26 protein-coding genes and 3 tRNA genes are annotated in these 22,554 nt (G+C 53.6%); 12 read left to right on the forward strand and 17 right to left on the reverse strand.

Annotation, left to right across the window (positions count from 1 at the left end; genetic code table 11):
• Positions 1 to 46: 46 nt before the first annotated feature.
• From ACOTZF_RS02925 to ACOTZF_RS02960, 8 genes are all read right to left on the reverse strand, one after another.
• Positions 47 to 529: a DUF2501 domain-containing protein gene (locus ACOTZF_RS02925; RefSeq protein ID WP_013095460.1), complete on the reverse strand. Its 483-nt coding sequence runs from the start codon at positions 527 to 529 to the stop codon at positions 47 to 49.
• Between the two features lie 83 nt (positions 530 to 612).
• Entirely contained in the window at positions 613 to 1,350 is a 738-nt protein-coding gene (gene dnaC / locus ACOTZF_RS02930) for a DNA replication protein DnaC (RefSeq protein WP_013095461.1), read from the reverse strand.
• Positions 1,347 to 1,892, reverse strand: coding sequence for a primosomal protein DnaT (dnaT, locus tag ACOTZF_RS02935; protein ID WP_014830554.1), 546 nt, complete (start codon positions 1,890 to 1,892; stop codon positions 1,347 to 1,349). Before dnaT ends, dnaC begins: the two co-directional genes overlap by 4 nt.
• Before the next feature lie 148 nt (positions 1,893 to 2,040).
• Positions 2,041 to 2,469 carry an organic hydroperoxide resistance protein gene (locus tag ACOTZF_RS02940; protein ID WP_013095463.1) on the reverse strand — a complete coding sequence of 143 codons (429 nt, stop codon included), beginning with the start codon at positions 2,467 to 2,469 and terminating at the stop codon, positions 2,041 to 2,043.
• An 84-nt stretch (positions 2,470 to 2,553) separates the two neighbouring features.
• Complete coding sequence (locus tag ACOTZF_RS02945) at positions 2,554 to 3,006, reverse strand: MarR family winged helix-turn-helix transcriptional regulator (RefSeq protein ID WP_013095464.1); 453 nt, start codon at positions 3,004 to 3,006, stop codon at positions 2,554 to 2,556.
• A 41-nt stretch (positions 3,007 to 3,047) separates the two neighbouring features.
• Positions 3,048 to 3,689, reverse strand: coding sequence for a TetR family transcriptional regulator (locus tag ACOTZF_RS02950; protein ID WP_029882177.1), 642 nt, complete (start codon positions 3,687 to 3,689; stop codon positions 3,048 to 3,050).
• A 67-nt stretch (positions 3,690 to 3,756) separates the two neighbouring features.
• On the reverse strand, positions 3,757 to 4,230 hold the full coding sequence (locus ACOTZF_RS02955) for a threonine/serine exporter (protein WP_013095466.1): 474 nt from the start codon (positions 4,228 to 4,230) through the stop codon (positions 3,757 to 3,759).
• A complete protein-coding gene (locus ACOTZF_RS02960; protein WP_029882175.1) occupies positions 4,221 to 4,997 on the reverse strand; it encodes a threonine/serine ThrE exporter family protein in 777 nt (258 codons plus the stop codon). Before ACOTZF_RS02960 ends, ACOTZF_RS02955 begins: the two co-directional genes overlap by 10 nt.
• A 411-nt stretch (positions 4,998 to 5,408) precedes the next feature.
• Here ACOTZF_RS02960 and ACOTZF_RS02965 point away from each other — a divergent pair, with 411 nt between their 5' ends.
• The gene (locus ACOTZF_RS02965; protein ID WP_020688833.1) at positions 5,409 to 6,146 is read left to right on the forward strand and encodes a helix-turn-helix transcriptional regulator; all 738 of its coding nucleotides are present in this window, start codon (positions 5,409 to 5,411) and stop codon (positions 6,144 to 6,146) included.
• Positions 6,143 to 6,778: a DNA-binding transcriptional activator BglJ gene (bglJ, locus tag ACOTZF_RS02970; protein WP_013095473.1), complete on the forward strand. Its 636-nt coding sequence runs from the start codon at positions 6,143 to 6,145 to the stop codon at positions 6,776 to 6,778. The genes ACOTZF_RS02965 and bglJ overlap by 4 nt, the downstream gene beginning before the upstream one ends.
• A 42-nt stretch (positions 6,779 to 6,820) precedes the next feature.
• On the opposite strand, the gene ACOTZF_RS02975 is transcribed toward bglJ, so the two are convergent.
• Positions 6,821 to 7,279 (reverse strand): YbaK/EbsC family protein, encoded by a 459-nt coding sequence (locus tag ACOTZF_RS02975; protein WP_013095474.1) that lies wholly within the window; start codon positions 7,277 to 7,279, stop codon positions 6,821 to 6,823.
• A gap of 328 nt (positions 7,280 to 7,607) precedes the next feature.
• Between ACOTZF_RS02975 and ACOTZF_RS02980 the strand changes: the two genes are divergently transcribed.
• Positions 7,608 to 8,954, forward strand: coding sequence for a PTS cellobiose transporter subunit IIC (locus ACOTZF_RS02980; RefSeq protein ID WP_013095475.1), 1,347 nt, complete (start codon positions 7,608 to 7,610; stop codon positions 8,952 to 8,954).
• A gap of 603 nt (positions 8,955 to 9,557) precedes the next feature.
• On the opposite strand, the gene fhuF is transcribed toward ACOTZF_RS02980, so the two are convergent.
• Both fhuF and ACOTZF_RS02990 read right to left on the reverse strand, forming a co-directional pair.
• Positions 9,558 to 10,346, reverse strand: coding sequence for a siderophore-iron reductase FhuF (gene fhuF, locus ACOTZF_RS02985; RefSeq protein ID WP_058681500.1), 789 nt, complete (start codon positions 10,344 to 10,346; stop codon positions 9,558 to 9,560).
• Positions 10,347 to 10,437: 91 nt separating this feature from the next.
• The gene (locus ACOTZF_RS02990; RefSeq protein ID WP_061772213.1) at positions 10,438 to 11,502 is read right to left on the reverse strand and encodes a GGDEF domain-containing protein; all 1,065 of its coding nucleotides are present in this window, start codon (positions 11,500 to 11,502) and stop codon (positions 10,438 to 10,440) included.
• 216 nt (positions 11,503 to 11,718) lie between these two features.
• Here ACOTZF_RS02990 and ACOTZF_RS02995 point away from each other — a divergent pair, with 216 nt between their 5' ends.
• The gene (locus tag ACOTZF_RS02995; protein ID WP_028028099.1) at positions 11,719 to 11,988 is read left to right on the forward strand and encodes a DUF1435 domain-containing protein; all 270 of its coding nucleotides are present in this window, start codon (positions 11,719 to 11,721) and stop codon (positions 11,986 to 11,988) included.
• A 42-nt stretch (positions 11,989 to 12,030) separates the two neighbouring features.
• Here the strand turns inward: ACOTZF_RS02995 and ACOTZF_RS03000 are convergent.
• The 4 genes from ACOTZF_RS03000 to rsmC all read right to left on the reverse strand — a co-directional run bounded on the left by ACOTZF_RS03000 (position 12,031) and on the right by rsmC (position 13,530).
• Positions 12,031 to 12,117, reverse strand: a tRNA-Leu gene (locus tag ACOTZF_RS03000).
• 31 nt (positions 12,118 to 12,148) lie between these two features.
• Positions 12,149 to 12,235: transfer RNA gene (locus ACOTZF_RS03005), tRNA-Leu, on the reverse strand.
• A gap of 28 nt (positions 12,236 to 12,263) precedes the next feature.
• Positions 12,264 to 12,350 (reverse strand) — tRNA-Leu (locus ACOTZF_RS03010).
• Positions 12,351 to 12,501: 151 nt separating this feature from the next.
• On the reverse strand, positions 12,502 to 13,530 hold the full coding sequence (gene rsmC, locus ACOTZF_RS03015; protein ID WP_013095479.1) for a 16S rRNA (guanine(1207)-N(2))-methyltransferase RsmC: 1,029 nt from the start codon (positions 13,528 to 13,530) through the stop codon (positions 12,502 to 12,504).
• A gap of 102 nt (positions 13,531 to 13,632) precedes the next feature.
• Between rsmC and ACOTZF_RS03020 the strand changes: the two genes are divergently transcribed.
• The 8 genes from ACOTZF_RS03020 (at position 13,633) to ACOTZF_RS03055 (ending at position 19,996) form a co-directional block, all read left to right on the forward strand.
• Positions 13,633 to 14,046: a DNA polymerase III subunit psi gene (locus ACOTZF_RS03020; RefSeq protein ID WP_013095480.1), complete on the forward strand. Its 414-nt coding sequence runs from the start codon at positions 13,633 to 13,635 to the stop codon at positions 14,044 to 14,046.
• The gene (gene rimI, locus ACOTZF_RS03025; protein WP_014830569.1) at positions 14,015 to 14,458 is read left to right on the forward strand and encodes a ribosomal protein S18-alanine N-acetyltransferase; all 444 of its coding nucleotides are present in this window, start codon (positions 14,015 to 14,017) and stop codon (positions 14,456 to 14,458) included. Before ACOTZF_RS03020 ends, rimI begins: the two co-directional genes overlap by 32 nt.
• A 20-nt stretch (positions 14,459 to 14,478) precedes the next feature.
• Complete coding sequence (gene yjjG / locus ACOTZF_RS03030; RefSeq protein WP_020684451.1) at positions 14,479 to 15,156, forward strand: pyrimidine 5'-nucleotidase; 678 nt, start codon at positions 14,479 to 14,481, stop codon at positions 15,154 to 15,156.
• A 92-nt stretch (positions 15,157 to 15,248) separates the two neighbouring features.
• A complete protein-coding gene (gene prfC / locus ACOTZF_RS03035) occupies positions 15,249 to 16,838 on the forward strand; it encodes a peptide chain release factor 3 (RefSeq protein ID WP_023621922.1) in 1,590 nt (529 codons plus the stop codon).
• Positions 16,839 to 17,138: 300 nt separating this feature from the next.
• Positions 17,139 to 17,756 (forward strand): molecular chaperone OsmY, encoded by a 618-nt coding sequence (gene osmY / locus ACOTZF_RS03040; RefSeq protein ID WP_013095484.1) that lies wholly within the window; start codon positions 17,139 to 17,141, stop codon positions 17,754 to 17,756.
• Positions 17,757 to 17,882: 126 nt separating this feature from the next.
• Positions 17,883 to 18,044 carry a DUF1328 domain-containing protein gene (locus ACOTZF_RS03045; RefSeq protein WP_003856556.1) on the forward strand — a complete coding sequence of 54 codons (162 nt, stop codon included), beginning with the start codon at positions 17,883 to 17,885 and terminating at the stop codon, positions 18,042 to 18,044.
• A 120-nt stretch (positions 18,045 to 18,164) separates the two neighbouring features.
• Positions 18,165 to 19,217, forward strand: coding sequence for a patatin-like phospholipase family protein (locus ACOTZF_RS03050; protein ID WP_013095485.1), 1,053 nt, complete (start codon positions 18,165 to 18,167; stop codon positions 19,215 to 19,217).
• Positions 19,214 to 19,996, forward strand: coding sequence for a TatD family hydrolase (locus tag ACOTZF_RS03055; protein ID WP_129252064.1), 783 nt, complete (start codon positions 19,214 to 19,216; stop codon positions 19,994 to 19,996). The genes ACOTZF_RS03050 and ACOTZF_RS03055 overlap by 4 nt, the downstream gene beginning before the upstream one ends.
• Here the strand turns inward: ACOTZF_RS03055 and ACOTZF_RS03060 are convergent.
• Both ACOTZF_RS03060 and ACOTZF_RS03065 read right to left on the reverse strand, forming a co-directional pair.
• Positions 19,991 to 20,851: a YjjW family glycine radical enzyme activase gene (locus ACOTZF_RS03060; RefSeq protein ID WP_129317713.1), complete on the reverse strand. Its 861-nt coding sequence runs from the start codon at positions 20,849 to 20,851 to the stop codon at positions 19,991 to 19,993. The genes ACOTZF_RS03055 and ACOTZF_RS03060 overlap by 6 nt on opposite strands.
• Positions 20,826 to 22,373: a YjjI family glycine radical enzyme gene (locus ACOTZF_RS03065; RefSeq protein ID WP_129252060.1), complete on the reverse strand. Its 1,548-nt coding sequence runs from the start codon at positions 22,371 to 22,373 to the stop codon at positions 20,826 to 20,828. The genes ACOTZF_RS03060 and ACOTZF_RS03065 overlap by 26 nt, the downstream gene beginning before the upstream one ends.
• Positions 22,374 to 22,554 lie beyond the last annotated feature (181 nt).

A 22,554-nucleotide genomic window follows, 5' to 3' on the forward strand; every position in this document is an offset into this window, starting at 1 on the left:
GACTAACGTATTAAACGCGGCGTGTTGTGGCAGGAAATGGGGCCGATCAGGAGATGAAATTAACGCCTTGTTTCAGCACCAGATCGCAGGCTTTGGTTTTCACCTGTTTCGCCAGAGATGAGTTGCCAAGGGTGCTCAGATTCAGCTGCTGACCATTTTGCGCGTTCAGCAGACCCTGAATGCCGTCCATGTAGTTGGTGTCGGCTTTCTGCTCCTGGGTGTCCAGACCCAGCTTACCGAGCACCTGGTTTTTCACATTTTGCGCATCGGTCACGGAAGCCAGCTTTTGCTTCGCACAGTATTCCAGGATGCCTGCTGCGTTGTTCATGGTGCCGGCACTCAGACTCTGGGAGCTATTGCCCAGCAGGCTGGTGAGGGAAGAGGCTGACAGCCCGCCCTGAGTGCTGCCGCTCTCTTTGGTGAGTTCGCTGGCGGCGCTGGAGAGGGACTCCTGCCATGACGCGGCATGGGCCATGCCGGTGACCAGCAGGGCGCCTAAAAGTGTGCTGAAAAGAATCTGTTTTTTCATAATGGCTTTCTCAAAAAGGTCCGTTTTGGGCCGGAAGAGGTCCAGTATATACCTCCGCTCCGGCGGCGATTCCTGGAACTGTCTTAATACTCTTTACCGGTGACGCGGCTGCGATAGCTTTCCCAGTCAAAGATGACGTAGAGGCTGTTGCCCAGCTTCATGCGATCCATCACGCGCTCGCCCAGTAAGCGGGTCATCTCGTCGATATTGTGGTTGGTCAGCATGCCGGTGGGACGCTTGGAAGAAGAGCGGCGATCGACAATCTGGTTAATGATCACCTTTTCATAGCGGGATTCGGTTTGAACACCAATCTCGTCAATAACCAGCAAATCCACATTGCTCAGATCGTTAAGCAGCTGCTCTTCGCTGGTTTCACGGTTGCTGAAGGTGTCTTTCATGGCAGACATGATATCGGCCACGGTAATGATTAACACCGATTTCCCGCGCAGAAGCAGTTCGTTGCAGATGGCGGCGGCCAGGTGATTTTTACCGGTGCCGGGCTTACCGCTGAAGATAAAGCTGGCGATGTTGCCGTCGAATTCGTCCACGTACTGCCGGGCGGCGGCCAGGGCGTTCATCTGCCCGTTGGTCTCAATTTTATAGTTATCGAATGAGCAGTTCTGATGCAGGGGGCGAATACCGGAGCGGTTAAAGGTACGCTGCATTTTCATCGCCCGGTTTTCACGGGCGAGGGCGGCAGCGCGGATCTCACCCTGTTCTTTTTGCCACGCCAGAAGTTCTTCACCCGTTGTGAAGGCAGGCTTCACATTGGCTGGCATCATCTTTTGCAGTCGTTTCATCAGGTCGCCGACGTTTTTCATTTCGCACCTCGGAATCCATTAGGGATCTGTTTATCCGGTTCTGAAAAAGCGTTGATATCGCGTTTTGGCTGGCCGTTATTGCTGGCGCGGTTAATTTGCAGATGGCGGGCGAGCTTTTGCTGCCACTGAATGTGGGTGAAGACTTTGCCCTCTGCCTGCCACCAGGCAATAAAGGCGGCAAGCTCCTCAGGGGTAGCCGGTTGCGTCAGCGCAATGCCCCACAATGCCGCCTGCCGCTGAAAATCCACATCCGGATGCCAGCCCGCGTACAGGGCAAATTTCCCCATCGGCACCGTGACGGGGGCGTTACCCGGCTCTTCAAAGAACTGGTTATCGAGCGTGACGTCACTTGCCGGGCGCGACAACCGCGCTTCTATCTCCAGAAGCTGCGCCAGACGCTCCGGGGTGAGGGCGTAAAACGCCGGGGCGTTATCGGCCAACACTGCAAGCGTGCCGCCTTCGGCGTGCGTCAACACACCGCGGGGATCGCGCATAAAGGCATCAATACCAGCAATGCTGGTGGTCAGAATTCTGGAGGACATAACGCTTTCTCTACTGATTACTACGGGCGTGATATGGGCTTATGGTAGCACAGAGAGGATGAGGGAATGGAGGGGATTTCCCCGGTGGCGCTGCGCTTACCGGGGCTACAGTCGTAGGCCTGATAAGCGCAGCGCCATCAGGCATTTATCACGCGATGATATTCAGGGTCACGTCGATGTTGCCGCGGGTCGCGTTAGAGTACGGGCACACAATGTGCGCGGCATCCACCAGTTTTTTAGCTTCTGCAGGATCCATGCCTTCAACGTGAATGTTCAGTTTGGCTTCGATACCAAAACCGGTTGGCAGTGGACCAATTCCCACTTCACCTTCAATGAAGGCCTCTTTTGGCAGCGTAAATTTGTCGCGCGCAGCCACAAATTTCATCGCCCCCAGGAAACAGGCAGAGTAGCCGGCAGCAAACAGCTGTTCAGGGTTGGTCACTTCGCCCCCCATGCCGCCCATCTCTTTTGGCACACCCAGTTTGACGTCCAGGACGCCATCGGAAGAGGTTGCGCGGCCGTCACGGCCTCCGGTCGCTTTTGCTTTGGCAGTGTAGACAACTTTTTCTAAAGACATGGCAGGTTCCTCATCTTACGTTAGTGCGTGCTATTAAATAGCACACGATGTATTGGGGTAAATAAATACGCGTAAAGTATAGCCTTACGCGTGATGTAACTGATGTCGCAAAAGTTCAAGCTGCTGCTTGAGTGCCAGCATGGTGTCAGTGTCACATTGCGCTGCGCATCCCACCGCGTGGGGGATCCCGGAGGCCTGCTGCTGTAGCTCACGTCCCGCATCGCTCAGCGTGACGGCGACCTGGCGTTCATCTTTACGCGAACGCTGACGGTTGATCAGCCCGGCGCTTTCCAGACGCTTCAACAGCGGCGTCAGGGTGGCAGAGTCAAGGAACAGCCGCTCACCGATGTCCGACACCGTAATGTCATCCTGCTCCCACAGTACCAGCATCACCAGGTATTGCGGGTAGGTCAGGTTAAGCGGCGCCAGCAGTTGCCGGTACAGCTTGTTAAGCGCCAGGTTTGCCGAATAGAGGGCAAAACAGAGCTGGTTATCCAGCAGAAGCGCGTTGGTGGTGTCGTTCGTTTTTGCGTTCATGAGTTGAATATAGATAGTGCACGATATAATTGCAAGCAATTTTATGGGCAGGTATAACGAAGCGCCACCTGAACGGCCATTTTCCGGTAGTGCTGGCGCTGAGCTTGCTCGTCTGCTCCCTCTTCAAACAGCAGCGTAAAGGTGTAGCTGTTGGCAACATAGTGGAAGCTGAAGCTGCTGATCAGGCGGTGAAGATCCCGCGGGTCAACCGACTGGCTGAACAACTGCTTTTCTTTTCCGCGCCGCAGGATATCGTCGAGCAGGTCGAGCGCGCTGCGGTTGACCTGGCGCAGGTAGCTGGATTGCTGCATAAAGCGACCACGCTGCATGTTCTCCATGCAGATAATACGAATGTAATCCGGGTGGTCTGCGTGGTAGTCAAAGGTGGCTTCCACCAGGTGCACCAGCGCTTCAACCGGCGGTATCTCTGCAAGGCTGAGCGCTTTTTCACTGGCGCGGATCCGAGTGTAGACGTACTCAAGAACGAGAAGGTAAAGATTTTCTTTGTTCTTAAAATGGTAAACCACCATCCGTTTCGTGGTGCCTGCTTTCTCTGCGATCTGCTCCATGCGGGCGCCGTTCAACCCATATTCAGCAAAAAGGGCGATAGCGCTCTGAAAGATTTTTTCCTTCAGGCTGGATTCTTCACTGTGCTCAGGGAGTTCGCTGCCAGGGTTTGCCACATCCTTTCCTTATCGTCACTAAACGGAATAGAAAGATTATCCCCATGGCAGCGAAATAACACAAACATCAAACGCGCGGGCGTTTGCGGTAAAGCCACAGCCCCGGGATCGACAACCCGATAGAGAGTGCGCCAACAATAGATGAGGCCTTAAGAAAGTTGCTCAGAAGCAGGATCATCTGTGGCTCGGTGTAGCCAAAGTGGCTGATTTTTACCGCTGAAATCATGGCCGTATAGGCTGAAATGCCAGGGAACATCGGGATGACGGCCGCGACGGTGAACACCTTAGGGTGCGCCAGATACCAGCGCGACCACTGAATACCAATGCTGCCGACCAGCATGGAGGCCATAAAAGTTGACCACTCGATGTTAAAACCAGCGGTCATCATGATCATTCTCGAGCCATGACCGATGGCGCCCAGCAGCGCACACCATGGCAAAGCGCGCTGCGGGACGTTAAAGACCATCGCAAAGCCGACGGCGGGAATGGCGGCCAGGATCATGTCCTGCATCAGTGCCAGCAGAAACGTTATCACGCCCATCCGCGTAACCCCCACAGCGTCATGGCCATCACTACGCCGATACAGGTTGCCAGCGTAAGCAGGCTGGCAATCGCCCAGCGCGCCAGACCGGTATTGATGTGCCCTTTAAACATATCGGCAACGGCGTTAATCAGCGGGAAGCCCGGAACCAGCAGAAGCACGCTGGCGGCCATGGCGATGGTGGGCGTGTTGGCAAACTGCGGCAGGCGCAGCAGCAGCCCCGACACCGTGGTGGCAACAAACGCGGTGATGCAGAAGTTAATTTGCGGGTGCAACTGCCGGTGCGTCAGTACCTGGCGTACATACATGGCGATGCTGCTGGCGCAGAAGGTCACGAACGCGCCGTCCCAGCCCCCTTTATTGAGCTTACAAAAACAGGCGCACGATAACCCCACCATCAACACCACCAGCCAGCGCGGATAACGTAGGGGTTTAATTTGGTTGAACCGTTTTTCTATCTCTTTCAGGTCGAGCAGCTTATGTTCAGCCAGAATGACGATGTGCTGCACTTCGGTTACCACATGCATATTAATGCCGCGGTCGTGGTTTTTACGGGTAGAGGTGAGGCACTGGCCATCTTTGATGGTGGTCAGCACGATAGCGTTCGATGAAATCGCGCTTTCGACGCTATCCATCCCCAATGCCAGCCCCAGACGCGTCGAAAGCTCCTCGACCAGGGCGCTTTCCGCCCCGTGCTGGAGCAGGAAAAGTCCGCACTGAATACACAGCCGCGTGGTGGCACGCTGCATCGATATTTCTGCCTGCATGTAGTGTCCCGAAGTGTTGGTGAGTCGCTTGCCTGTTGGCCCTGATGCTTACTTTTAGCACAGAGTGCGGTATCCCTTGCTCTGGGTCAGATCAAGATTCCTGCAAACAGTTGCAGCCCGGTTCGCGAAAAAGAATGAGGTTTAAATATAAATACGATGAATTTGTATGAGTCGAAATATAGAATATTTATATTAAGTTATTCTTATTTTATATTTTCATTATTTTAATGCTCTTGCAATTAAATTTAATTGCGCTTTGTGAGATATTAGCGTTGTTTTAGGCCTTTCTTAAGCTAAAAACATATCTCATCTTCTGCTTGTATTAATCAGTCTACACTCAGGGACGAAAAAACATAAATCTTGATGCGTTTAGACGCTACTCATCAAATGAAAAATGGACACGGAGGGTCTATGTTGTCATTGAATGGTAAACATGGCGTAGTTATTAGCAGGGTACCCGTTATGCAAAACGGGTTAGGCAGCGTTATGGCAAACCATTTCCCAGAATTTGAATTGACTTATTGTCGTTCGCTGCAGGAGTTAACGTTACTTCAGCTTCGCCGGGCTAATGTCATTATTGCTGATATTTCAGGTGAATACAGGAAACCCCGGGGAACGTTAGAAGAATATTACAACTTACTGAACCAATACCGGGATATTCACTGGATTTTTATGGTCTCTCGTCCCCTTTATCCCATTGCAGTGGAACTGCTTATGCGCCCGGAAAGCACGTTGCTTTCAGAAATGGAACCGATTGAAGGCGTGATTAATGCTATTCGTGCAGGTAGCGAGCGGGCGGAGCGGATAAGCCAGACGTTATTGTCTCCTGAACCCGCCGAGGCGGAAACCGAAGACGAACCGTTTGTTGCGCTTACCCACTCTGAACGCAAAGTGTTACGCCTGCTAGGTAAGGGCTGGGGAATTAACCAAATTGCTACCTTGCTCAAGAAGAGCAACAAAACAATCAGTGCGCAGAAAAACAGTGCGATGCGACGGTTGTCGCTGCGCAGCAATGCCGATATGTACGCCTGGATTAACAGTGCACAGGGAATGAGAGAGCTGAGTTTAATGTCAGCCTATGGAGAGTATGAGGAATGGAAAAAACCGATACACCAGGACATATCGCTGTCATCGAAAATTGCACAATGAGTGCCGTTGGGCTGCAGCATCTTTTTGCGATGCCGATGCTCAGCCATTATCGACTGCACCTCTTCAGTCAGTTCGAAAGCTTTAAAAAGGCGCTGACCAATATCTCTTTTTTCTCGGTGATCTATTCGCTCTCGGATGCGCGTGAAGAGCGTCGTAACTGCCTGGCTTCCCTGCGGGATCTCGCTTTCACCCATAGCGATATTCAGCGAATTGTACTTGCGTCTGATGACATGGAAGCGCGCCTGATAAGCCATCTGTCGCCTTCTCGTCTGCATGGCATTGTGAGTAAATCGGTACCGCTGAGCCACCTGCAGGAGGAGCTGGTGGTGCTATTGAGAGAGACGCATCATATCAATGACAATATGCTGAACCACTGGTATGTCAATCAAAACAGATTGTTAAGCCCAACGGAGCGGGCGATATTGCGTTATATGTCTTTCGGGTTTTCCATTCCTGAAATTGCGACACAACTTGAACGCAATATTAAAACCATCCGCGCGCACAAGTTTAATGCGATGGTGAAACTGGGGGTGAATTCTGACGTAGGGCTGCTTGATGCGGCGGATATTCTTACTCATCTTCCGGCAAGAGACATGCGCTGTTCGGTGTCGGGCTCGCCGGCATTTTTATAATCGGTGATTTTTTGATGCGCCAGATACATTCTGGCACATCAATTAAATGCATACATCGACCCACTTTGCGGACGTCAGCTCAGCCATCCGGTCTGGAGAAATGCGCACGGCGCTGTGGATGGCACCTGCGGCGGGCAGCACTTCCGCGTACTGTTTTAACGAAATATCGCAGTAAACAGAAAGTGGGTTTTCCAGCCCGAACGGACAGACTCCCCCAACGGGATGGCCTGTAATCGTCACCACTTCATCACTACTGAGCATGCGCGCTTTTGCACCAAAGGTATCTTTCAGTTTTTTGTTGTCCAGACGCGCATCGCCTTTCGCCACTACCAGAATCACCTCATTTTTTACTTTTAGCGATAACGTCTTGGCGATTTGTCCCGGCTCAACGCGATGAGCGGCAGCAGCCAGCGCAACGGTCGCGGTACTCTGACTCAGTTCAATGATTTCTATATCCGGCGCGTTGTCGGCAAAAAACTGCTGTACAGACTGCAAACTCATTGTTTCCTCCTGACAAATATCCTGCGTAATCTGTCATAAGAATTTATCTGCTGTAAATATCTCTTAAGTAACAAATATCCTACATGGCCGATTTCTGGATCGCCTTCACATTCACAGAAACCGGTTACAGTAACCGGTTGCAGAGCGTGAATCAGAGATTAATACTGAGGACGTAACGTCCCCTGTATCCAATAATAAGAGCACATTATGAAACCATTCCGTCTGAGCAGTACCGCTGGTACACGAGCCAGCAAGGTTGTGAAGCTGATTTATGGAACAACGTGTGGCGTGAAAGCGCCCGTATCGAACGTCTGACAGGAGATCTGCTATGTCTGCCAACCATGCTGCGTTTAATCTGATATTCCGTTTCGTTGAAAATTACGTCAGTCCCATTGCCGGGCGGATCTCTTCCCAGCGTCATGTTATGGCTATCCGCGACGGATTTATTTCCGCGATGCCCTTCATGATTGTCGGTTCATTTTTGTTAGTGTTTGCTTACCCACCGTTTTCGCCAGATACCACCTGGGGCTTCGCGCGCGCCTGGCTGGACATGGCAAAGCAATTTGAAGGCCAGATTCTCACGCCGTTCGATATGACGATGGGCATTATGTCCATCTATATTTGTGCGGCCATTGCCTATAACCTCGGCAAACACTATGTAAAATCGCATCAGTTAGATCCGTTCATGTGCGCCATGCTGTCGCTGATGGCGTTTCTGTTGGTGGCTGCACCTAAGACCAAAGGCACGCTGCCCGTAGACAGTCTGGGAGGGACGGGGATCTTTACTGCGATTTTGGTAGCAATCTACTGCGTTGAGATGATGCGTTTCCTCAAAGCGCACAATATCGGTATCCGTCTGCCGGACCAGGTTCCTCCGATGATCAAAAACTCCTTTGATCTGCTGATCCCGGTGCTGGTGGTCGTACTGACGCTCTATCCGCTGAGTTTGTTGATTCAGTCTCAGTTTGGCATGCTGATCCCGCAGGCCATTATGTCAATCTTCAAACCGCTGGTTTCCGCTGCGGATTCTCTGCCTGCCATCCTGCTGGCGGTGTTGATTGGTCATTTACTGTGGTTCGCAGGGATCCATGGGGCGGCAATTGTCTCAGGAATGCTGCAGATGTTCTGGCTGACCAATCTCGGGGCTAACCAGACCGCCCTGGCGGCAAGCCAGCCTCTTCCCCATATCTTTATGGAAGCGTTCTGGACGTTCTTTATCGTGATTGGGGGCTCGGGGGCGACAATGGGGCTGGTGTTCTGCTACCTGCGCAGCCGTTCAGCGCATCTGCGCTCAATCGGGCGTCTGAGCGTGGTGCCGAGCATCTTTAATATCAACGAACCGGTCATTTTTGGTACGCCGATCGTCATGAACCCGGTGTTCTTTATTCCGTTCCTGCTGGCACCGATGGTCAACGCCGTGCTGGCCTGGGCGGCAATGAAGTTTGATTTGATAAGCCGCGTGATCTCTGTTGTGCCATGGACAGCACCCGCACCTGTGGGCGCCGCATGGGCGCTGGGCTGGGATTTCCGCGCGGCCATTCTGGTAGTGGTGCTTGCGTGTGTCTCCGCCATCATCTACTTCCCGTTCTTTAAAGTGTACGAGAAGCAGCTGCTGGAGCAGGAAGCGGAAGAAGCGCAGCGTAATGCGGAAGCGGAAAATCAGCAGGTGGCCTAGGTAAAAGCAAAACGGCAACATAAGTTGCCGTTTTTAGTGTTTGTTCCCTCTCCCTGTGGGCTGAGGGTTCCCCAGTAATTTTTTAACCATAAGCGATAACGCTGCTCTCAGAATGACTGAGAACATTCAGCGATGCCCTGGTCCGGCTGTAAATCGCTGAGGCGTTTCCTGCAGGCCGGGGCGAGGCGCAGGGATGCGCCGAGAGGGCGGCTTTACAGGGACGTTACATCCGCCCGTCCCCGATAAGCCGGAAGGAATAAGCCGAAGACAAAATTGCCGGGAGCAATTTTGGACAGCGCTTGCGCTGGCCCCAAAGGGGTGAGCCCCAGGGATGGGGCGAACAATCCGCGAAGCGGCGATTTACCGCCGGGAGCCCGGGTCGCCAGGGTGGTGGCGACTGAGCCACCCTGGCACGTTCACAAGTCATGCCGTTACAGAGTAGCAAGGAACATAAAGTGAACGGAATGACCTCCACAGCCGTATGTTCTCCCTCACCCCCGCCCTCTCCCAAAGGGAGAGGGGGCCGTCTGTGCAGGCATTATTTATGGGGATCCCTCAACCCTGTGGGAGAGGGTCAGGGTAAGGGCATCAGGCCGGTCCTGACTACTTCAGCGTACAATCCCCGCACTGCTGAACGTCCGGCAGGCGATAGCGCTGGCAGCAAGTGCGGCGCACCAGAAGCCCGTCACGCGGCACCACGGTACGGAATAACGGGTTATCGCGGCCATCCGCAAGCTGTTTCGTAAAGAACAAGGACTGACGCAGGGCATCCACCTTCTCATCACCGAGCAGGGGCTTCATTTCCGTCAAATACCAGTGGATTAAATAGCCGGTATTACTCCAGATAAGCTTCCCGTTGATCTCACCTGTCTCTTCCAGAGCATTCACTACCGGCATCAGGGCGCGGGTCACGAGCCGCTCCATCCGCTGCGTGGCAGAAAGATGCATGGCCGTTGGGTCTTCGTGAAGATCGATCCAGAAGCAGGCCGCACGCCCCGTCTCGTGGAATTCAACGTGAAAATACTCCGGGGAGAGATCCAGCATGGTCTCCTGGGTGAGCAATGCCAGCATAAGCGGAGGCGCCATCAGGCCGATATACCATTGCGCCCAGAGAGAGAGCAGGGGCTTATTTTCCCGCGTAAGGGTGGGTTGATTGCGATAGATATGGTCAGAATAGGTTGCCAGCAGCGACTGGCGTTTTGCCGGCTGCTGCCACTGTGCCAGTGTCATGGCGTGGTGCGGATGCGGCTCATCCAGTTTGATAAAGTCCAGCAGATGGGCACGGGTTGCCGCTATCTTTTCGCGTATGGCTTCCGCAAGCGAAGAGTCTCCCGTGGTGAGACGGGCTCGCCAGAGGAGGGGGTCAACAGTCTGTACGGTATGAGTGGCCATAATAGATAGAAATCTAAATGATAATGATTGCCAATCCTAACTATTGCTCATACCGATGGCAAGACTTTTGTCCTGGAGAGAGATGCTGTGCTTAAACCGCCTGTAGTTCTTCGCTGAGCAGAATGTTATTCCGCCCAAGATGCTTTGCTTCGTAGAGGGCTTTATCTGCTTTTTCCAGCGCGCCTTCTGCGTCTTCATTCTCAAAAATGGCAATACCAATGCTGATGGTGACGTTAGTCGCGACGCGCTCATTGAACATGTGGGGGATTTTTAAGTCGTACACTTTCTGACGAATGCGCTCTGCCGTCTGGCGGGCATGTTCCAGCGAGATGTTCGTCAGCAGTACCATAAACTCTTCTCCGCCAAACCGCGCCACAATATCCCGCGAGCGTACGGCATCACGAATGGCTGCCGAGACACGGATTAACGCCTGGTCACCCATCATATGGCCGTAGTGGTCGTTATAGGCCTTGAAGTGATCGATATCCATTAGCAGGACAAAGTGTTCGCCGTTTTCTACCGCAGGCAGATTCTCCAGTCGGCTTTGCAAGCCGCGACGGTTATACAGGCCGGTAAGTGGATCCATCATGCTGAGATCGGTCAGCGTTTCTCGTTCTTCCAGTAACCGGGAGAGGAGTTCCTGAGCGAAGCGATCGTTACGCCTTTGTAGTACGTGGTGAACGCTGATAGCCACGACCGGAAGAATGAAAGAGTAGATCATTCTCAACCAGTGTTCAGAGGGGCTTAACCACAGGCAGACAATAAATGCGGGTAATGAGTGGAGCGTAAACGCTTTGATATTAATGGCGAATGCCAGCGAACCGATAAAAAGCACCGTTAATAGCGCCATGATCAAATATGTCGCCCGATCGTGCGTAATTAACGAAAATTTTGAGGCGATTTGCCAGGCCCATAAAATACCGAATATCGCTGAAACCACAGGAATATTTATCTTGCGGGTACACTTTTGCCAGTGCCAGAGCAGCAATCCGGTGCTGAGCGTAAAAATAGCCAGCAGGGGGAAAGATAACAGCTGAACAGAATAGAGCGGATTTGTTACCGAGAACACCGCTGAGGTTGCGTTCAAAAATAAAAATAAACGTAACGATAATTGATATTTGCTGTTGACCAAAGACCGCCAGGATTGTGATGTCATAGTAGTGCGTTTTTATTAAAATTTAATTAAAACAGATAAATGGGTGTTGTTTCGCAATAATGGAAGCAAAAAAAATCAACGAGTAATTATCAGAGAAACTTTATGAGTAGTTAACAGGTGGGCAATTTATCACCTTAAACAATGCCTGTCATTACGGGAAAGGTAAACGGCCACGGTTTTTAATTATCGGTGCTGACAAATGATAATGCTTATCATATGATATTGGTTATCATTATCGATTCGAAAGGGCAAACCATGTTGAACCGGGTGTTAGGAAGTGGTTGGGGGGTATTACTGCCGGGAGCCATCCTCGGCGGTCTGATGTTTGCCGATCTCTCCATTGAACTCTGGAAAGCCATCATCGTGTCAGGGCTGCTGATGACCTCAGCGATGATCTGGCATAAGCAATTACGGCACTTTGTTTTGTTGCCATCATGCGTCGCGCTGGTCAGTGGAATTCTGGTGATACTGATGAGTTTGAAATAACAGGGAATAACATGAAGGACTTCAGAGGGGATACAAGATAATTGGTGCGAGGGGGGGGACTTGAACCCCCACGTCCGTAAGGACACTAACACCTGAAGCTAGCGCGTCTACCAATTCCGCCACCTTCGCACAGTTATCTTACTTTTTGATATCGCCTCGTTGGTGCGAGGGGGGGGACTTGAACCCCCACGTCCGTAAGAACACTAACACCTGAAGCTAGCGCGTCTACCAATTCCGCCACCTTCGCCCAGTGCGAGCAATATCAACGTGATTTATGGTGCGAGGGGGGGGACTTGAACCCCCACGTCCGTAAGGACACTAACACCTGAAGCTAGCGCGTCTACCAATTCCGCCACCTTCGCATACCATCGATACTGCAAAAGTATCGTAACCACGGAGGCGCATTCTAGATGTTTTGAGCTTTACGTCAATAGAAAAATGCGCGCGTTGTTTTGATTGCTGCAAAAATGGCCGGAGGGGGATGGCACTTCTCCGGCAAACAATACCCGTGGATTACTTTTTAGCCTGACGCGTCATCACGGTACGGTAGACCTTAAAACGGCCCGTTTGCGCGATAACTTCATGGAAGCCGAAGGTTTCATCCAGCACTTTCGGGTACGGCAGAAACGCGTTGGCGACGATCCTCAGTTCACCCCCGCTGTTCAGGTGACGTACAGCGCCACGGATCAGCGTTTGCGCTGCTTCAAGGCTGGTTTCGATGCCATCGTGGAACGGCGGATTTGAAATAATCATGTCGAACCGACCGGTAACGTCCGAGAAGACGTTGCTGGCGAAGACATCCCCTTCGAAGCCGTTTGCGGCAAGCGTCGCACGGCTGGCTTCAACTGCTGGCGCGCTGACGTCACAGAGCGTCAGGCGGACTTTTGGTGAGTGGCTTGCCAGCACCGTGGCCAGTACCCCTGCACCGCAGCCCACGTCCAGCACTTTGCCTTTGGTGTGCGGCGTCAGCGTGGAGAGCAGCAGCTTACTGCCCACGTCCAGCCCGTCACGGCTGAAAACGCCCGGCAGGGTTTTAATGGTCAGGCCATCAAGCTGATACGCATCCCAGTATGTCCCGGCATCAAAGGAAGGCTGGTTTTCCAGACGACCATGATACAGGCCGCAGCGACGGGCGCTGTCGACTTTATTGAGCGGGGCGTACGCTTCCAGCATCTGCTCTGCGCTTCGCACGCCGCTGCGGTTCTCACCGACCACAAAAATATCGCACCCGACCGGCAGCAGAGAGAGCAGATTCATCAGCTGGAACTGCGCTTCCGGTTTGTTCTTCGGCCAGTAGTAGATCAGCGTGTCGCAGTCAGCAACATCACTCTGTTCCGCCACCAGGCTAAAGCGTGCGCGCTCGCCCATCTGGCGGCTCAGCACCTGCCAGTGGTGGTAGTATTGGGTATGGGCACGGCTTTCAGCACAGTCGAAACGCGCGGGCAGGTCATCCTGCATATCTCCGGCAAACAGAATACGGCTTTCTTCGAAATCATCACTGTGACGCAGCAAGACTTCACTTGCCGGGGTAAATGCAGACATGAATTGTTCCTCAATAAACTCAGGCGGGGATTATAGTAGGTAGATGGCGCACTTTCGACACATTTGCTATATTTGCGCGCCTGAGAGACAGGAGTTTTCGCTATGACATCCCGACGTGACTGGCAGTTGCAGCAGCTGGGTATTACCCAGTGGGCCTTGCGTCGCCCGACGGCGTTGCAGGGTGAAATCGCCATCGCCATCCCTGCGCACGTGCGTCTGGTGATGGTGGCGGAAGAACTGCCTGCCCTGAATGATGCCCTGATTGGTGATGTCCTTCGCAGCCTGAAGCTGACGGCCGACCAGGTTTTACAGCTGACGCCGGACAGGGTCGCCATGCTTCCTCCTGACAGCCATTGCAACTGCTGGCGAATGGGCGAGACAAACGACATATCCCTTTCCGGGAGCCAGATCAGCTCCCCCGTGCTGGAAGAGCTGAAAGCCAACCCAAAAGCGCGAAGCGCGCTATGGCAACAAATCTGCGAATATGAACACGATTTCTTCCCTCACGACGCCTGATCTGCGTGCGGCGTATGCGATTGAAACACGCGCCCATGCATTTCCGTGGAGCGAAAAGACACTCGCCAGCAATCAGGGCGAACGGTATCTGAATTACCGCCTGGACGTTGACGGCACCCTGGCCGCATTTGCGATAACCCAGGTCGTTCTGGATGAGGCCACGCTGTTTAATATCGCGGTGGATCCCGCGTTTCAACGCCGTGGGCTGGGAAGAGAACTGCTTACGCATCTCATTCGTGAGCTCGAAACCCGTGACGTTTTCACCCTGTGGCTGGAGGTGCGCGCGTCAAATGTCGCCGCCATCGCGCTCTATGAAAGCTTAGGCTTTAACGAGGCGACAATTCGCCGTAACTACTACCCGACCGCAGAGGGACGTGAAGACGCCATTATTATGGCTCTGCCGATTGGATAACGAAAAATAAGGTTGTAACGATGAAATGGGACTGGATTTTCTTTGACGCCGACGAAACGCTCTTTACGTTCGATTCGTTCGGTGGTCTACAGCGGATGTTTTTGGACTATAGCGTGACCTTCACCGCTGAAGATTTTCAGGACTATCAGGCGGTGAATAAACCGCTGTGGGTGGATTACCAGAACGGTGCCATCACCGCGTTACAACTGCAGCACCAGCGTTTCGATGTCTGGGCCGAACGGTTAAATGTCAGTCCAGGCGCGTTAAACGAGGCATTCCTCAATGCGATGGCCGATATCTGCGCCCCGCTGCCGGGGGCGGTTTCCCTGCTTGATTCGCTGAAAGGCAAGGTCAAACTGGGGATCATCACCAACGGTTTTACCGCGCTGCAGCAGATTCGCCTTGAGCGCACGGGCCTGCGCGATCATTTCGACGCGCTGGTGATCTCAGAAGAGGTGGGCGTGCCGAAGCCGGATCCACGTATTTTTGATTATGCACTGGCGCAAGCCGGCAACCCCGATCGCGACCGTGTGCTGATGGTGGGTGATACCGCAGAGTCGGATATTCTGGGCGGCATGAATTCTGGTCTGTCCACCGTCTGGTTGAATGCGCATGGCCGCGTGAAGCCAGAAGGTATTGAGCCAACCTGGACCGTAACGTCGTTGAACGAACTGGAGCAGCTCCTGTGTAAACAATGATTGCCTGCCCCCCATTGATGGGTAAAATAGCCGCATTTTTCGTATTCCATGATGCGCGGCCTGCTGTCGCGCTTATATAAGAAGATTTGATTATGACGTTGTCTCCTTATCTGCAAGAGGTGGCCAAACGCCGCACTTTTGCCATTATCTCGCACCCGGATGCCGGTAAAACCACCATCACCGAGAAGGTGCTGCTGTTCGGACAGGCCATCCAGACCGCCGGTACCGTAAAGGGCCGTGGCTCCAGCCAGCACGCAAAATCTGACTGGATGGAGATGGAAAAACAGCGTGGTATTTCGATTACCACCTCCGTGATGCAGTTCCCGTATCACGACTGCCTGGTGAACCTGCTGGACACCCCAGGCCACGAAGACTTCTCCGAGGATACCTACCGTACGCTGACGGCGGTGGACTGCTGCCTGATGGTGATCGACGCCGCAAAAGGTGTAGAAGACCGTACCCGTAAGCTGATGGAAGTGACCCGTCTGCGCGATACGCCAATCCTCACCTTTATGAACAAACTCGACCGTGACATCCGTGATCCGATGGAGCTGATGGATGAAGTGGAAAACGAGCTGAAGATTGCCTGTGCGCCCATCACCTGGCCAATTGGCTGCGGTAAGCTGTTTAAAGGTGTTTACCACCTTTATAAAGACGAAACCTATCTGTATCAGACAGGTAAAGGCCACACCATTCAGGAAGTTCGCATCGTGAAAGGTCTGGATAACCCGGATCTGGACGCCGCGGTGGGTGACGAGCTGGCTGCACAGCTGCGTGACGAGCTGGAGCTGGTGAAAGGCGCATCTCATGAGTTCGATAAAGAGCTGTTCCTGAGCGGCGAAATTACCCCGGTCTTCTTTGGTACCGCTCTGGGTAACTTCGGCGTCGACCATATGCTCGACGGTCTGGTGGAGTGGGCGCCGCAGCCGATGCCACGTAAAACCGACACCCGTGAAGTGGAAGCGAAAGAAGAGAAGTTCACCGGCTTCGTCTTTAAAATTCAGGCCAATATGGACCCGAAACACCGTGACCGCGTGGCCTTTATGCGCGTGGTGTCCGGCAAGTATGAAAAGGGTATGAAGCTGCGTCAGGTGCGTATCGGTAAAGATGTAGTAATCTCCGACGCGCTGACCTTCATGGCGGGCGACCGTTCGCACGTGGAAGAAGCGTATCCGGGTGACATCATCGGTCTGCATAACCATGGCACCATCCAGATCGGTGATACCTTCACGCAGGGCGAAATGATGAAGTTCACCGGGATTCCGAACTTCGCGCCAGAGCTGTTCCGCCGCATTCGCCTGAAAGATCCGCTGAAGCAGAAACAGCTGCTGAAAGGGCTGGTGCAGCTTTCCGAAGAGGGTGCTGTGCAGGTCTTCCGTCCAATCGCGAATAACGATCTGATCGTGGGTGCGGTGGGTGTGCTGCAGTTCGACGTGGTGGTTGCGCGTCTGAAGAGCGAATACAACGTGGAAGCGATTTACGAATCGGTCAACGTGGCGACCGCGCGCTGGGTTGAATGTGCTGACGTGAAGAAATTCGAGGAGTTCAAGCGTAAGAACGAAGTTCAGCTGGCGCTGGATGGCGGTGATAATCTGACCTATATCGCCCCAACCATGGTTAACCTGAATCTGACGCAGGAACGTTATCCTGACGTACAGTTCCGCAAAACGCGCGAACACTAATCCCCTCTCAGAGCACGGCAGCCGCCGTGCTCTTCTTTATTTCCTGTCTTATTAGTCCCTTGCGGAATGTTCTTAATTCATCGCATTTTCGCGCTTTTTGCTCGTTTTTTGCCCGAAACTGAAAGCACCTCTGTGAGAGTGATCTATATTTAACTCAGTGTTTAGCTCCGGGCGTGGATGAATAAACTGTTCAATGCATGACTTTAGGTTCTCCATTTTGCCCGTGTGTCTATTCGCAATATATAAAACTACTAAGGAAGTATGTAGCCCGAATAACGGGCAAAACACAGGAATACATCGATGAATATGACAAGACTGAAGATTTCTAAAACTCTGCTGGCGGTGACATTGGGTAGCGTTCTGGTAAGCGGCTCCGCTCTGGCGGAATCCAGCACCATGGATAAAGCGCAAAACACCGCTAATACCGCAGGGGAAAAAATCGATAGCTCTATGAATAAAGTCGGTAATTTCATGGATGACAGCTCAATCACAGCAAAAGTGAAAGCCGCGCTGGTAGATGATGAAGCTATCAAGAGCACCGATATTTCCGTAAAAACCGAGCAAAAAGTCGTCACCCTGAGCGGCTTTGTTGAAAGCCAGGCCCAGGCCGAACAGGCCGTAAAAGTGGCGAAGGGTGTTGAAGGCGTTGCGTCTGTAAGTGACAAACTGCACGTCCGTGACAGCAAAAACGCGTCGGTGAAAGGCTATGCAGGCGATGCCGCTACGACCAGCGAAATCAAAGCTAAACTGTTAGCTGACGACATCGTGCCATCGCGTAAAGTCAAAGTGGAAACCACCGACGGTGTGGTTCAGCTTTCCGGTACGGTAGATTCTCAGGCGCAAATTGACCGCGCCGAATCCATTGCGAAAGCGATTGATGGTGTGAAAAGCGTTAAAAACGATCTGAAAACGAAGTAAACCTGCACGATTCGCCCGACAGGCCAGCCCTGCGGGCGAAATAAAAATGACTCTGGAAAAACGCCGGTGAGTGACCTGAGCGCTCATATTTAGCGGCCGACATTAACTATGGTAAAGGAGAGGCTTATGTTTCGTTGGGGCATTATATTTCTGGTTATCGCGTTAATTGCCGCCGCTTTGGGCTTTGGCGGACTGGCGGGTACAGCGGCCTGGGCAGCTAAAATTGTCTTCGTTGTCGGTATCATCCTGTTCCTGGTGAGCCTGTTTACGGGACGCAGACGTCCGTAGCAAACGCAATATTCCTTAAACAAAAAAAAGCCAGTCGTGATGACTGGCTTTTTCTTATTTGCGTTGTTGGTCGGGTGCGTTACTGTGGAGAGAGAAAATAATCAAAACAGGAAAGCAGAGGTGGGGCAACGAATTCCCGTTACGCTCGGCAATATTGCGCCGCTGACGTTAAAACCGTTTCGTGCTGGTCAACTTGCGCTGGTTTGCGAGGGGGGTGGGCAGCGCGGCATTTTTACCGCCGGCGTGCTGGATGAATTTATGCGCGCGCAATTCAACCCGTTTGACCTTTACTTCGGCACGTCTGCCGGGGCGCAGAACCTGTCTGCCTATGTCTGTAACCAGCCTGGCTACGCGCGAAAAGTCATTATGCGCTACACCACGGCGAAAGAATTTTTTAACCCGGTGCGCTTCGTGCGGGGCGGCAACCTGATCGATCTCGACTGGCTGCTGGAATCCACCTCCAGCCAGATGCCGCTGGCGATGGATACCGCCGCACGCCTGTTTGATAGCGGCAAAGCGTTCTGGATGTGCGCCAGCCGGGGCGATGATTATTCCCCGGGCTATTTCTCTCCGCAAAAAGAGAACTGGCTGGATATCATCCGTGCCTCCAGCGCCATTCCCGGCTTTTATCGGACCGGCGCGCTGCTGGACGGCATCAGCTATCTCGACGGCGGCATCAGTGACGCGGTGCCGGTGCAGGAAGCGGCCCGGCGGGGGGCGAAAACCATTGTGGTGATCCGCACTGTGCCGTCGCAAATGTACTACACGCCGCAGTGGTTTAAACGGATGGAGCGCTGGTTGGGCGACAGTAGCCTGCAGCCGCTGGTGAATATCGCGAAGCAGCATGAAACCACCTACGGCGCGATGCAACGCTTTATCGAAAAACCGCCGGGTAAGCTGCGTATTTTTGAAATTTATCCGCCGAAACCTCTGGTCAGTATGGCGCTCGGCAGCCGTGTTCCCGCGCTGCGTGCAGATTATAAAACGGGGCGACTGTGCGGACGCTACTTCCTGGCGACGGTTGGAAAAATGCTGGCAGAGCAACCGCCGCTGCACCGGCACAAACACATTATTACGCCGCCTGCGATTGTGGCTAACGATCCGCTGACCGTGCCACTGGTGGATGTCCCGCAGGCGAATGACGCTTTACTGGATAACGAGGATCTGGCGTGACGCACCGTTTTGTTGATACCCACTGCCACTTTGATTTTCCGCCGTTTACGGGGGACGAGACGCAGAGCATTGAGCGCGCCGCTCAGGCGGGTATCCACGCGATGATTGTGCCTGCAATCGAAGTGGACAGATTCGAGCGCGTGCTTGATCTCGCCCGCCGCCATGATGCGCTGTATGCCGCGCTGGGTCTGCATCCTATAGTGATAGAACACCATCTGGACGAACATCTCGACGTACTGGATGCGGCGCTGCAAACCCGCGAAAACAAACTGGTCGCGATGGGTGAGATCGGCCTCGATCTCTATCGCGATAATCCGCAGTTTGAACGCCAGCAGACGATCCTTGATGCCCAGCTCAGGCTGGCAAAGCGTCACGATCTGCCGGTGATCCTCCACTCACGACGTACGCACGACAAACTGGCGATGCACCTGAAACGCATCGATCTGCCGCGAAAAGGAGTGGTGCACGGTTTCTCCGGTAGCTTGCAGCAGGCGCAGCGTTTTATTGAACTGGGCTATAAGATTGGCGTGGGCGGTACCATTACCTATCCCCGGGCCAGCAAAACACGCGACGTAATGGCACAGTTGCCGCTGTCTGCTCTGTTACTGGAAACGGATGCTCCTGATATGCCATTAAACGGTTTTCAGGGACAGCCGAACCGCCCGGAACAGGCGGCACGCGTGTTTACCACGCTGTGTGAACTGCGTGAGGAGCCGGAAACGGAGATTACAGATGCGCTGCTGGAAAATACCCGCGCGCTGTTTGGCATCACGCTATAGGTAAAGTGCCGGGCGGATCACCGTGATGTGCTGTTTTTCGAGCGCCAGCGCCAGCGGCTCGATGTCCCCCGGTGTAGCGCTGCGCCATGACGCCGCCTCGCCGTAAACCCCGTGCGCGTGAAACGCGTTAATGCGCACCGGCACATTCCCCAGCCCGTGGATAAATGTTGTCAGGGGCTTAAGATGCTCCAGATAATCGCACTGCTCAGGGATCACCAGTAAACGCAGTTCCGTCAGCCGCTGATGCTGCGCCAGCCAGCGAATGCTCTGCTTAATCTGCGGGTTTTCGCGTCCGGTCAGCACGCGGTGATGTTCGTTTCCCCACGCCTTGAGATCCACCATCGCGCCATCCAGTACCGGCAGCAGTCTTTGCCAGCCGGTTTCCCCCAGCAGACCGTTGCTGTCCACCAGACACGTAAGGTGGCGCAGGGCGGGATCCGTTTTGATCGCCGTGAACAGGGCGATCAAAAACGGCAACTGGGTAGTGGCTTCGCCGCCGCTCACGGTAACCCCTTCAATAAAAGGGGCGGCTTTATGGACCTGCGCGAGGATCTCTTCCACGCTCAGGCGCTGCGCCATTGGCGTTGCCTGCTGCTGGCACAGATGCAGGCAGTTATCGCACTGCTGGCACCGACCCTCCTGCCACCAGACGCGCCCGGCCTGAATGTTCAGTGCATCGTGCGGGCAGTGGGGCACGCAGTCGCCGCAGTCGTTGCAGCGCCCGATGGTCCACGGGTTGTGGCAGGTTTTACAGCGCAGGTTACAGCCCTGCAGGAAGAGGGCCAGGCGGCTGCCCGGCCCGTCCACGCAGGAGAAGGGGATAACCTGACTAACTAAAGCGCATCTGCTGTTCATGGCTAATCACGCGCGGCTGACGATCCAGAATGCGGGTATTGCGTGCGGCTTCTTCGCCAAGCCAGGTGGTATTGGTGCGCGATCCGGCTTCGCGATACTGTGCCAGATCCGACAGCCGCACCATATAGCCGGTCACGCGCACCAGATCGTTACCGGCAACGTTGGCGGTAAATTCCCGCATACCGGCCTTAAACGCCCCCAGGCACAGTTGCACGACCGCCTGCGGATTGCGTTTTACCGTCTCATCCAGCGTGAGAATGTCGCTGATCCCGGCGGAGTAGTGCGGGTGATGCGGCGCCACGGCCAGCAGATGAGTGATGGGATCCGGCTCGTCGCCGTACGGCAGACGCGCACCCGGAGTGGTACCGACATCTGAACTTATTCCCGACTGTGCATGGAGCATCGCACGCTGTTTCCAGCCGTATTTCACCGGCGTGTTTTCCACAAACGCCGCCAGCTGCTCGCTGATGCGATAGCCCAGCGCGTTAGCCTGCTCGCTCTTACCGTAACGGCCGTCGATACCCGCTTTTTCGCAAAGCGTATTCACCGCCTCTGCCATGCCGTACATGCCAAACATCGGTACAAAGCGATCGGCATCAATCAGCCCCTCTTTCACCAGGAAGCTATTCTCAAAGAAGCCGGATTGTTGATAGAGAAACGCGCAGCGGGCATCAATGATGGCCATTTGTTGCTGGCAGTAGTGCGGCAACATACGCGTGAAGAAATCGTCGGGTGACGCGCTGTGTTCAGCAATCGCCCGCAGATTGAGGCGGACCAGCGTACTGCCGCCGCCCGCCAGCGGCAGCGAGTTGTAACAGCTCACGATGCCATAGCGGCCTTTTGTGAAAATTTTATCATTCACCGGGCCATGGGAAATATGCGGTTTGCTGCATTCACAGATATTTTTTGCCACCTCAAGCAGGAGATCATCCGGCGTCACGTCCGGGTCATAAATAAACGTCAGATTCGGTGCAGCCTGCTTCAATTCTGCATCGGCACGCAAAATGGCGCGGGTGATGGGGGTATCTTCCGGACCGATGTTGACGTGCGTAAAGGCGTCCGGCAACGTTCTGTCGAGATAGCGCCAGAAACGTTTTATTCGGCTATCGATCGCTTCTTGTGTTAGAATTCTAACATATGGTTGCAGTAAGGCATCAAGGTGACCGAGATAGACCGGCATTGATGTTACTGACGGCACATGAAGGTAGAGAATGGTTAACAGCGAGAGCGCGTCATCCAGATCTTTCGCCCCCTCCAGCTCCAGCCATTCTGAACCTTTAGCCAGAAACGTTGCGTAATCCGGCAGAACATAACGGGGTTTATAGGGCGCGTGGCCTTCAAACATGTCGCAGATAAATCCCTTGTCCAGCGCGGCACGAGCCGCCTCAGGAAGTGCCGGATAAGGCAGATTGTTTTCCGCTTCCAGCGCCAGAAAATGACGCTTCTGTTCCGGGGTTAATACCGGGCTTGTCACAATGTGCTGGCAACGTTGTTGCAGGGCGTCGGGGCTGGAGTGGGGCATGTTCGCTTCCTTGATTGTTCTGCGGATGTTGAACGGATTGTAGGAAGCCATCCCGTCAGGGCTTTTGATCTGACGAGGGGAATCGCTGCATTCGTCAGCAGTTCACGCATTAAAATTTGAAGCAGATCTCATTACAGTAATGCAAATTTGTACGTAGTTTTCATTAACTGTGATGAATGTC

The organism is Enterobacter cloacae complex sp. SHL021 (assembly GCF_049237765.1).
Classification (GTDB): Bacteria; Pseudomonadota; Gammaproteobacteria; order Enterobacterales; family Enterobacteriaceae; genus Enterobacter; species Enterobacter cloacae.

Coding starts and splice junctions, on each gene's coding strand:
- osmY (WP_013095484.1), top strand. CDS start 17,139: ATGAATATGACAAGACTGAAGATTTCTAAAACTCTGCTGGCGGTGACA.
- ACOTZF_RS02975 (WP_013095474.1), bottom strand. CDS start 7,279: ATGAGTTTGCAGTCTGTACAGCAGTTTTTTGCCGACAACGCGCCGGAT.
- ACOTZF_RS02940 (WP_013095463.1), bottom strand. CDS start 2,469: ATGTCTTTAGAAAAAGTTGTCTACACTGCCAAAGCAAAAGCGACCGGA.
- ACOTZF_RS02965 (WP_020688833.1), top strand. CDS start 5,409: ATGTTGTCATTGAATGGTAAACATGGCGTAGTTATTAGCAGGGTACCC.
- ACOTZF_RS02955 (WP_013095466.1), bottom strand. CDS start 4,230: ATGGGCGTGATAACGTTTCTGCTGGCACTGATGCAGGACATGATCCTG.
- dnaT (WP_014830554.1), bottom strand. CDS start 1,892: ATGTCCTCCAGAATTCTGACCACCAGCATTGCTGGTATTGATGCCTTT.
- ACOTZF_RS02990 (WP_061772213.1), bottom strand. CDS start 11,502: ATGACATCACAATCCTGGCGGTCTTTGGTCAACAGCAAATATCAATTA.
- ACOTZF_RS03020 (WP_013095480.1), top strand. CDS start 13,633: ATGACATCCCGACGTGACTGGCAGTTGCAGCAGCTGGGTATTACCCAG.
- prfC (WP_023621922.1), top strand. CDS start 15,249: ATGACGTTGTCTCCTTATCTGCAAGAGGTGGCCAAACGCCGCACTTTT.
- ACOTZF_RS03065 (WP_129252060.1), bottom strand. CDS start 22,373: ATGCCCCACTCCAGCCCCGACGCCCTGCAACAACGTTGCCAGCACATT.
- ACOTZF_RS03045 (WP_003856556.1), top strand. CDS start 17,883: ATGTTTCGTTGGGGCATTATATTTCTGGTTATCGCGTTAATTGCCGCC.
- fhuF (WP_058681500.1), bottom strand. CDS start 10,346: ATGGCCACTCATACCGTACAGACTGTTGACCCCCTCCTCTGGCGAGCC.
- bglJ (WP_013095473.1), top strand. CDS start 6,143: ATGAGTGCCGTTGGGCTGCAGCATCTTTTTGCGATGCCGATGCTCAGC.
- ACOTZF_RS02925 (WP_013095460.1), bottom strand. CDS start 529: ATGAAAAAACAGATTCTTTTCAGCACACTTTTAGGCGCCCTGCTGGTC.
- ACOTZF_RS02960 (WP_029882175.1), bottom strand. CDS start 4,997: ATGCAGGCAGAAATATCGATGCAGCGTGCCACCACGCGGCTGTGTATT.
- ACOTZF_RS02980 (WP_013095475.1), top strand. CDS start 7,608: ATGTCTGCCAACCATGCTGCGTTTAATCTGATATTCCGTTTCGTTGAA.
- ACOTZF_RS02945 (WP_013095464.1), bottom strand. CDS start 3,006: ATGAACGCAAAAACGAACGACACCACCAACGCGCTTCTGCTGGATAAC.
- yjjG (WP_020684451.1), top strand. CDS start 14,479: ATGAAATGGGACTGGATTTTCTTTGACGCCGACGAAACGCTCTTTACG.
- ACOTZF_RS02995 (WP_028028099.1), top strand. CDS start 11,719: ATGATATTGGTTATCATTATCGATTCGAAAGGGCAAACCATGTTGAAC.
- dnaC (WP_013095461.1), bottom strand. CDS start 1,350: ATGAAAAACGTCGGCGACCTGATGAAACGACTGCAAAAGATGATGCCA.
- rimI (WP_014830569.1), top strand. CDS start 14,015: ATGAACACGATTTCTTCCCTCACGACGCCTGATCTGCGTGCGGCGTAT.
- ACOTZF_RS03060 (WP_129317713.1), bottom strand. CDS start 20,851: ATGAACAGCAGATGCGCTTTAGTTAGTCAGGTTATCCCCTTCTCCTGC.
- rsmC (WP_013095479.1), bottom strand. CDS start 13,530: ATGTCTGCATTTACCCCGGCAAGTGAAGTCTTGCTGCGTCACAGTGAT.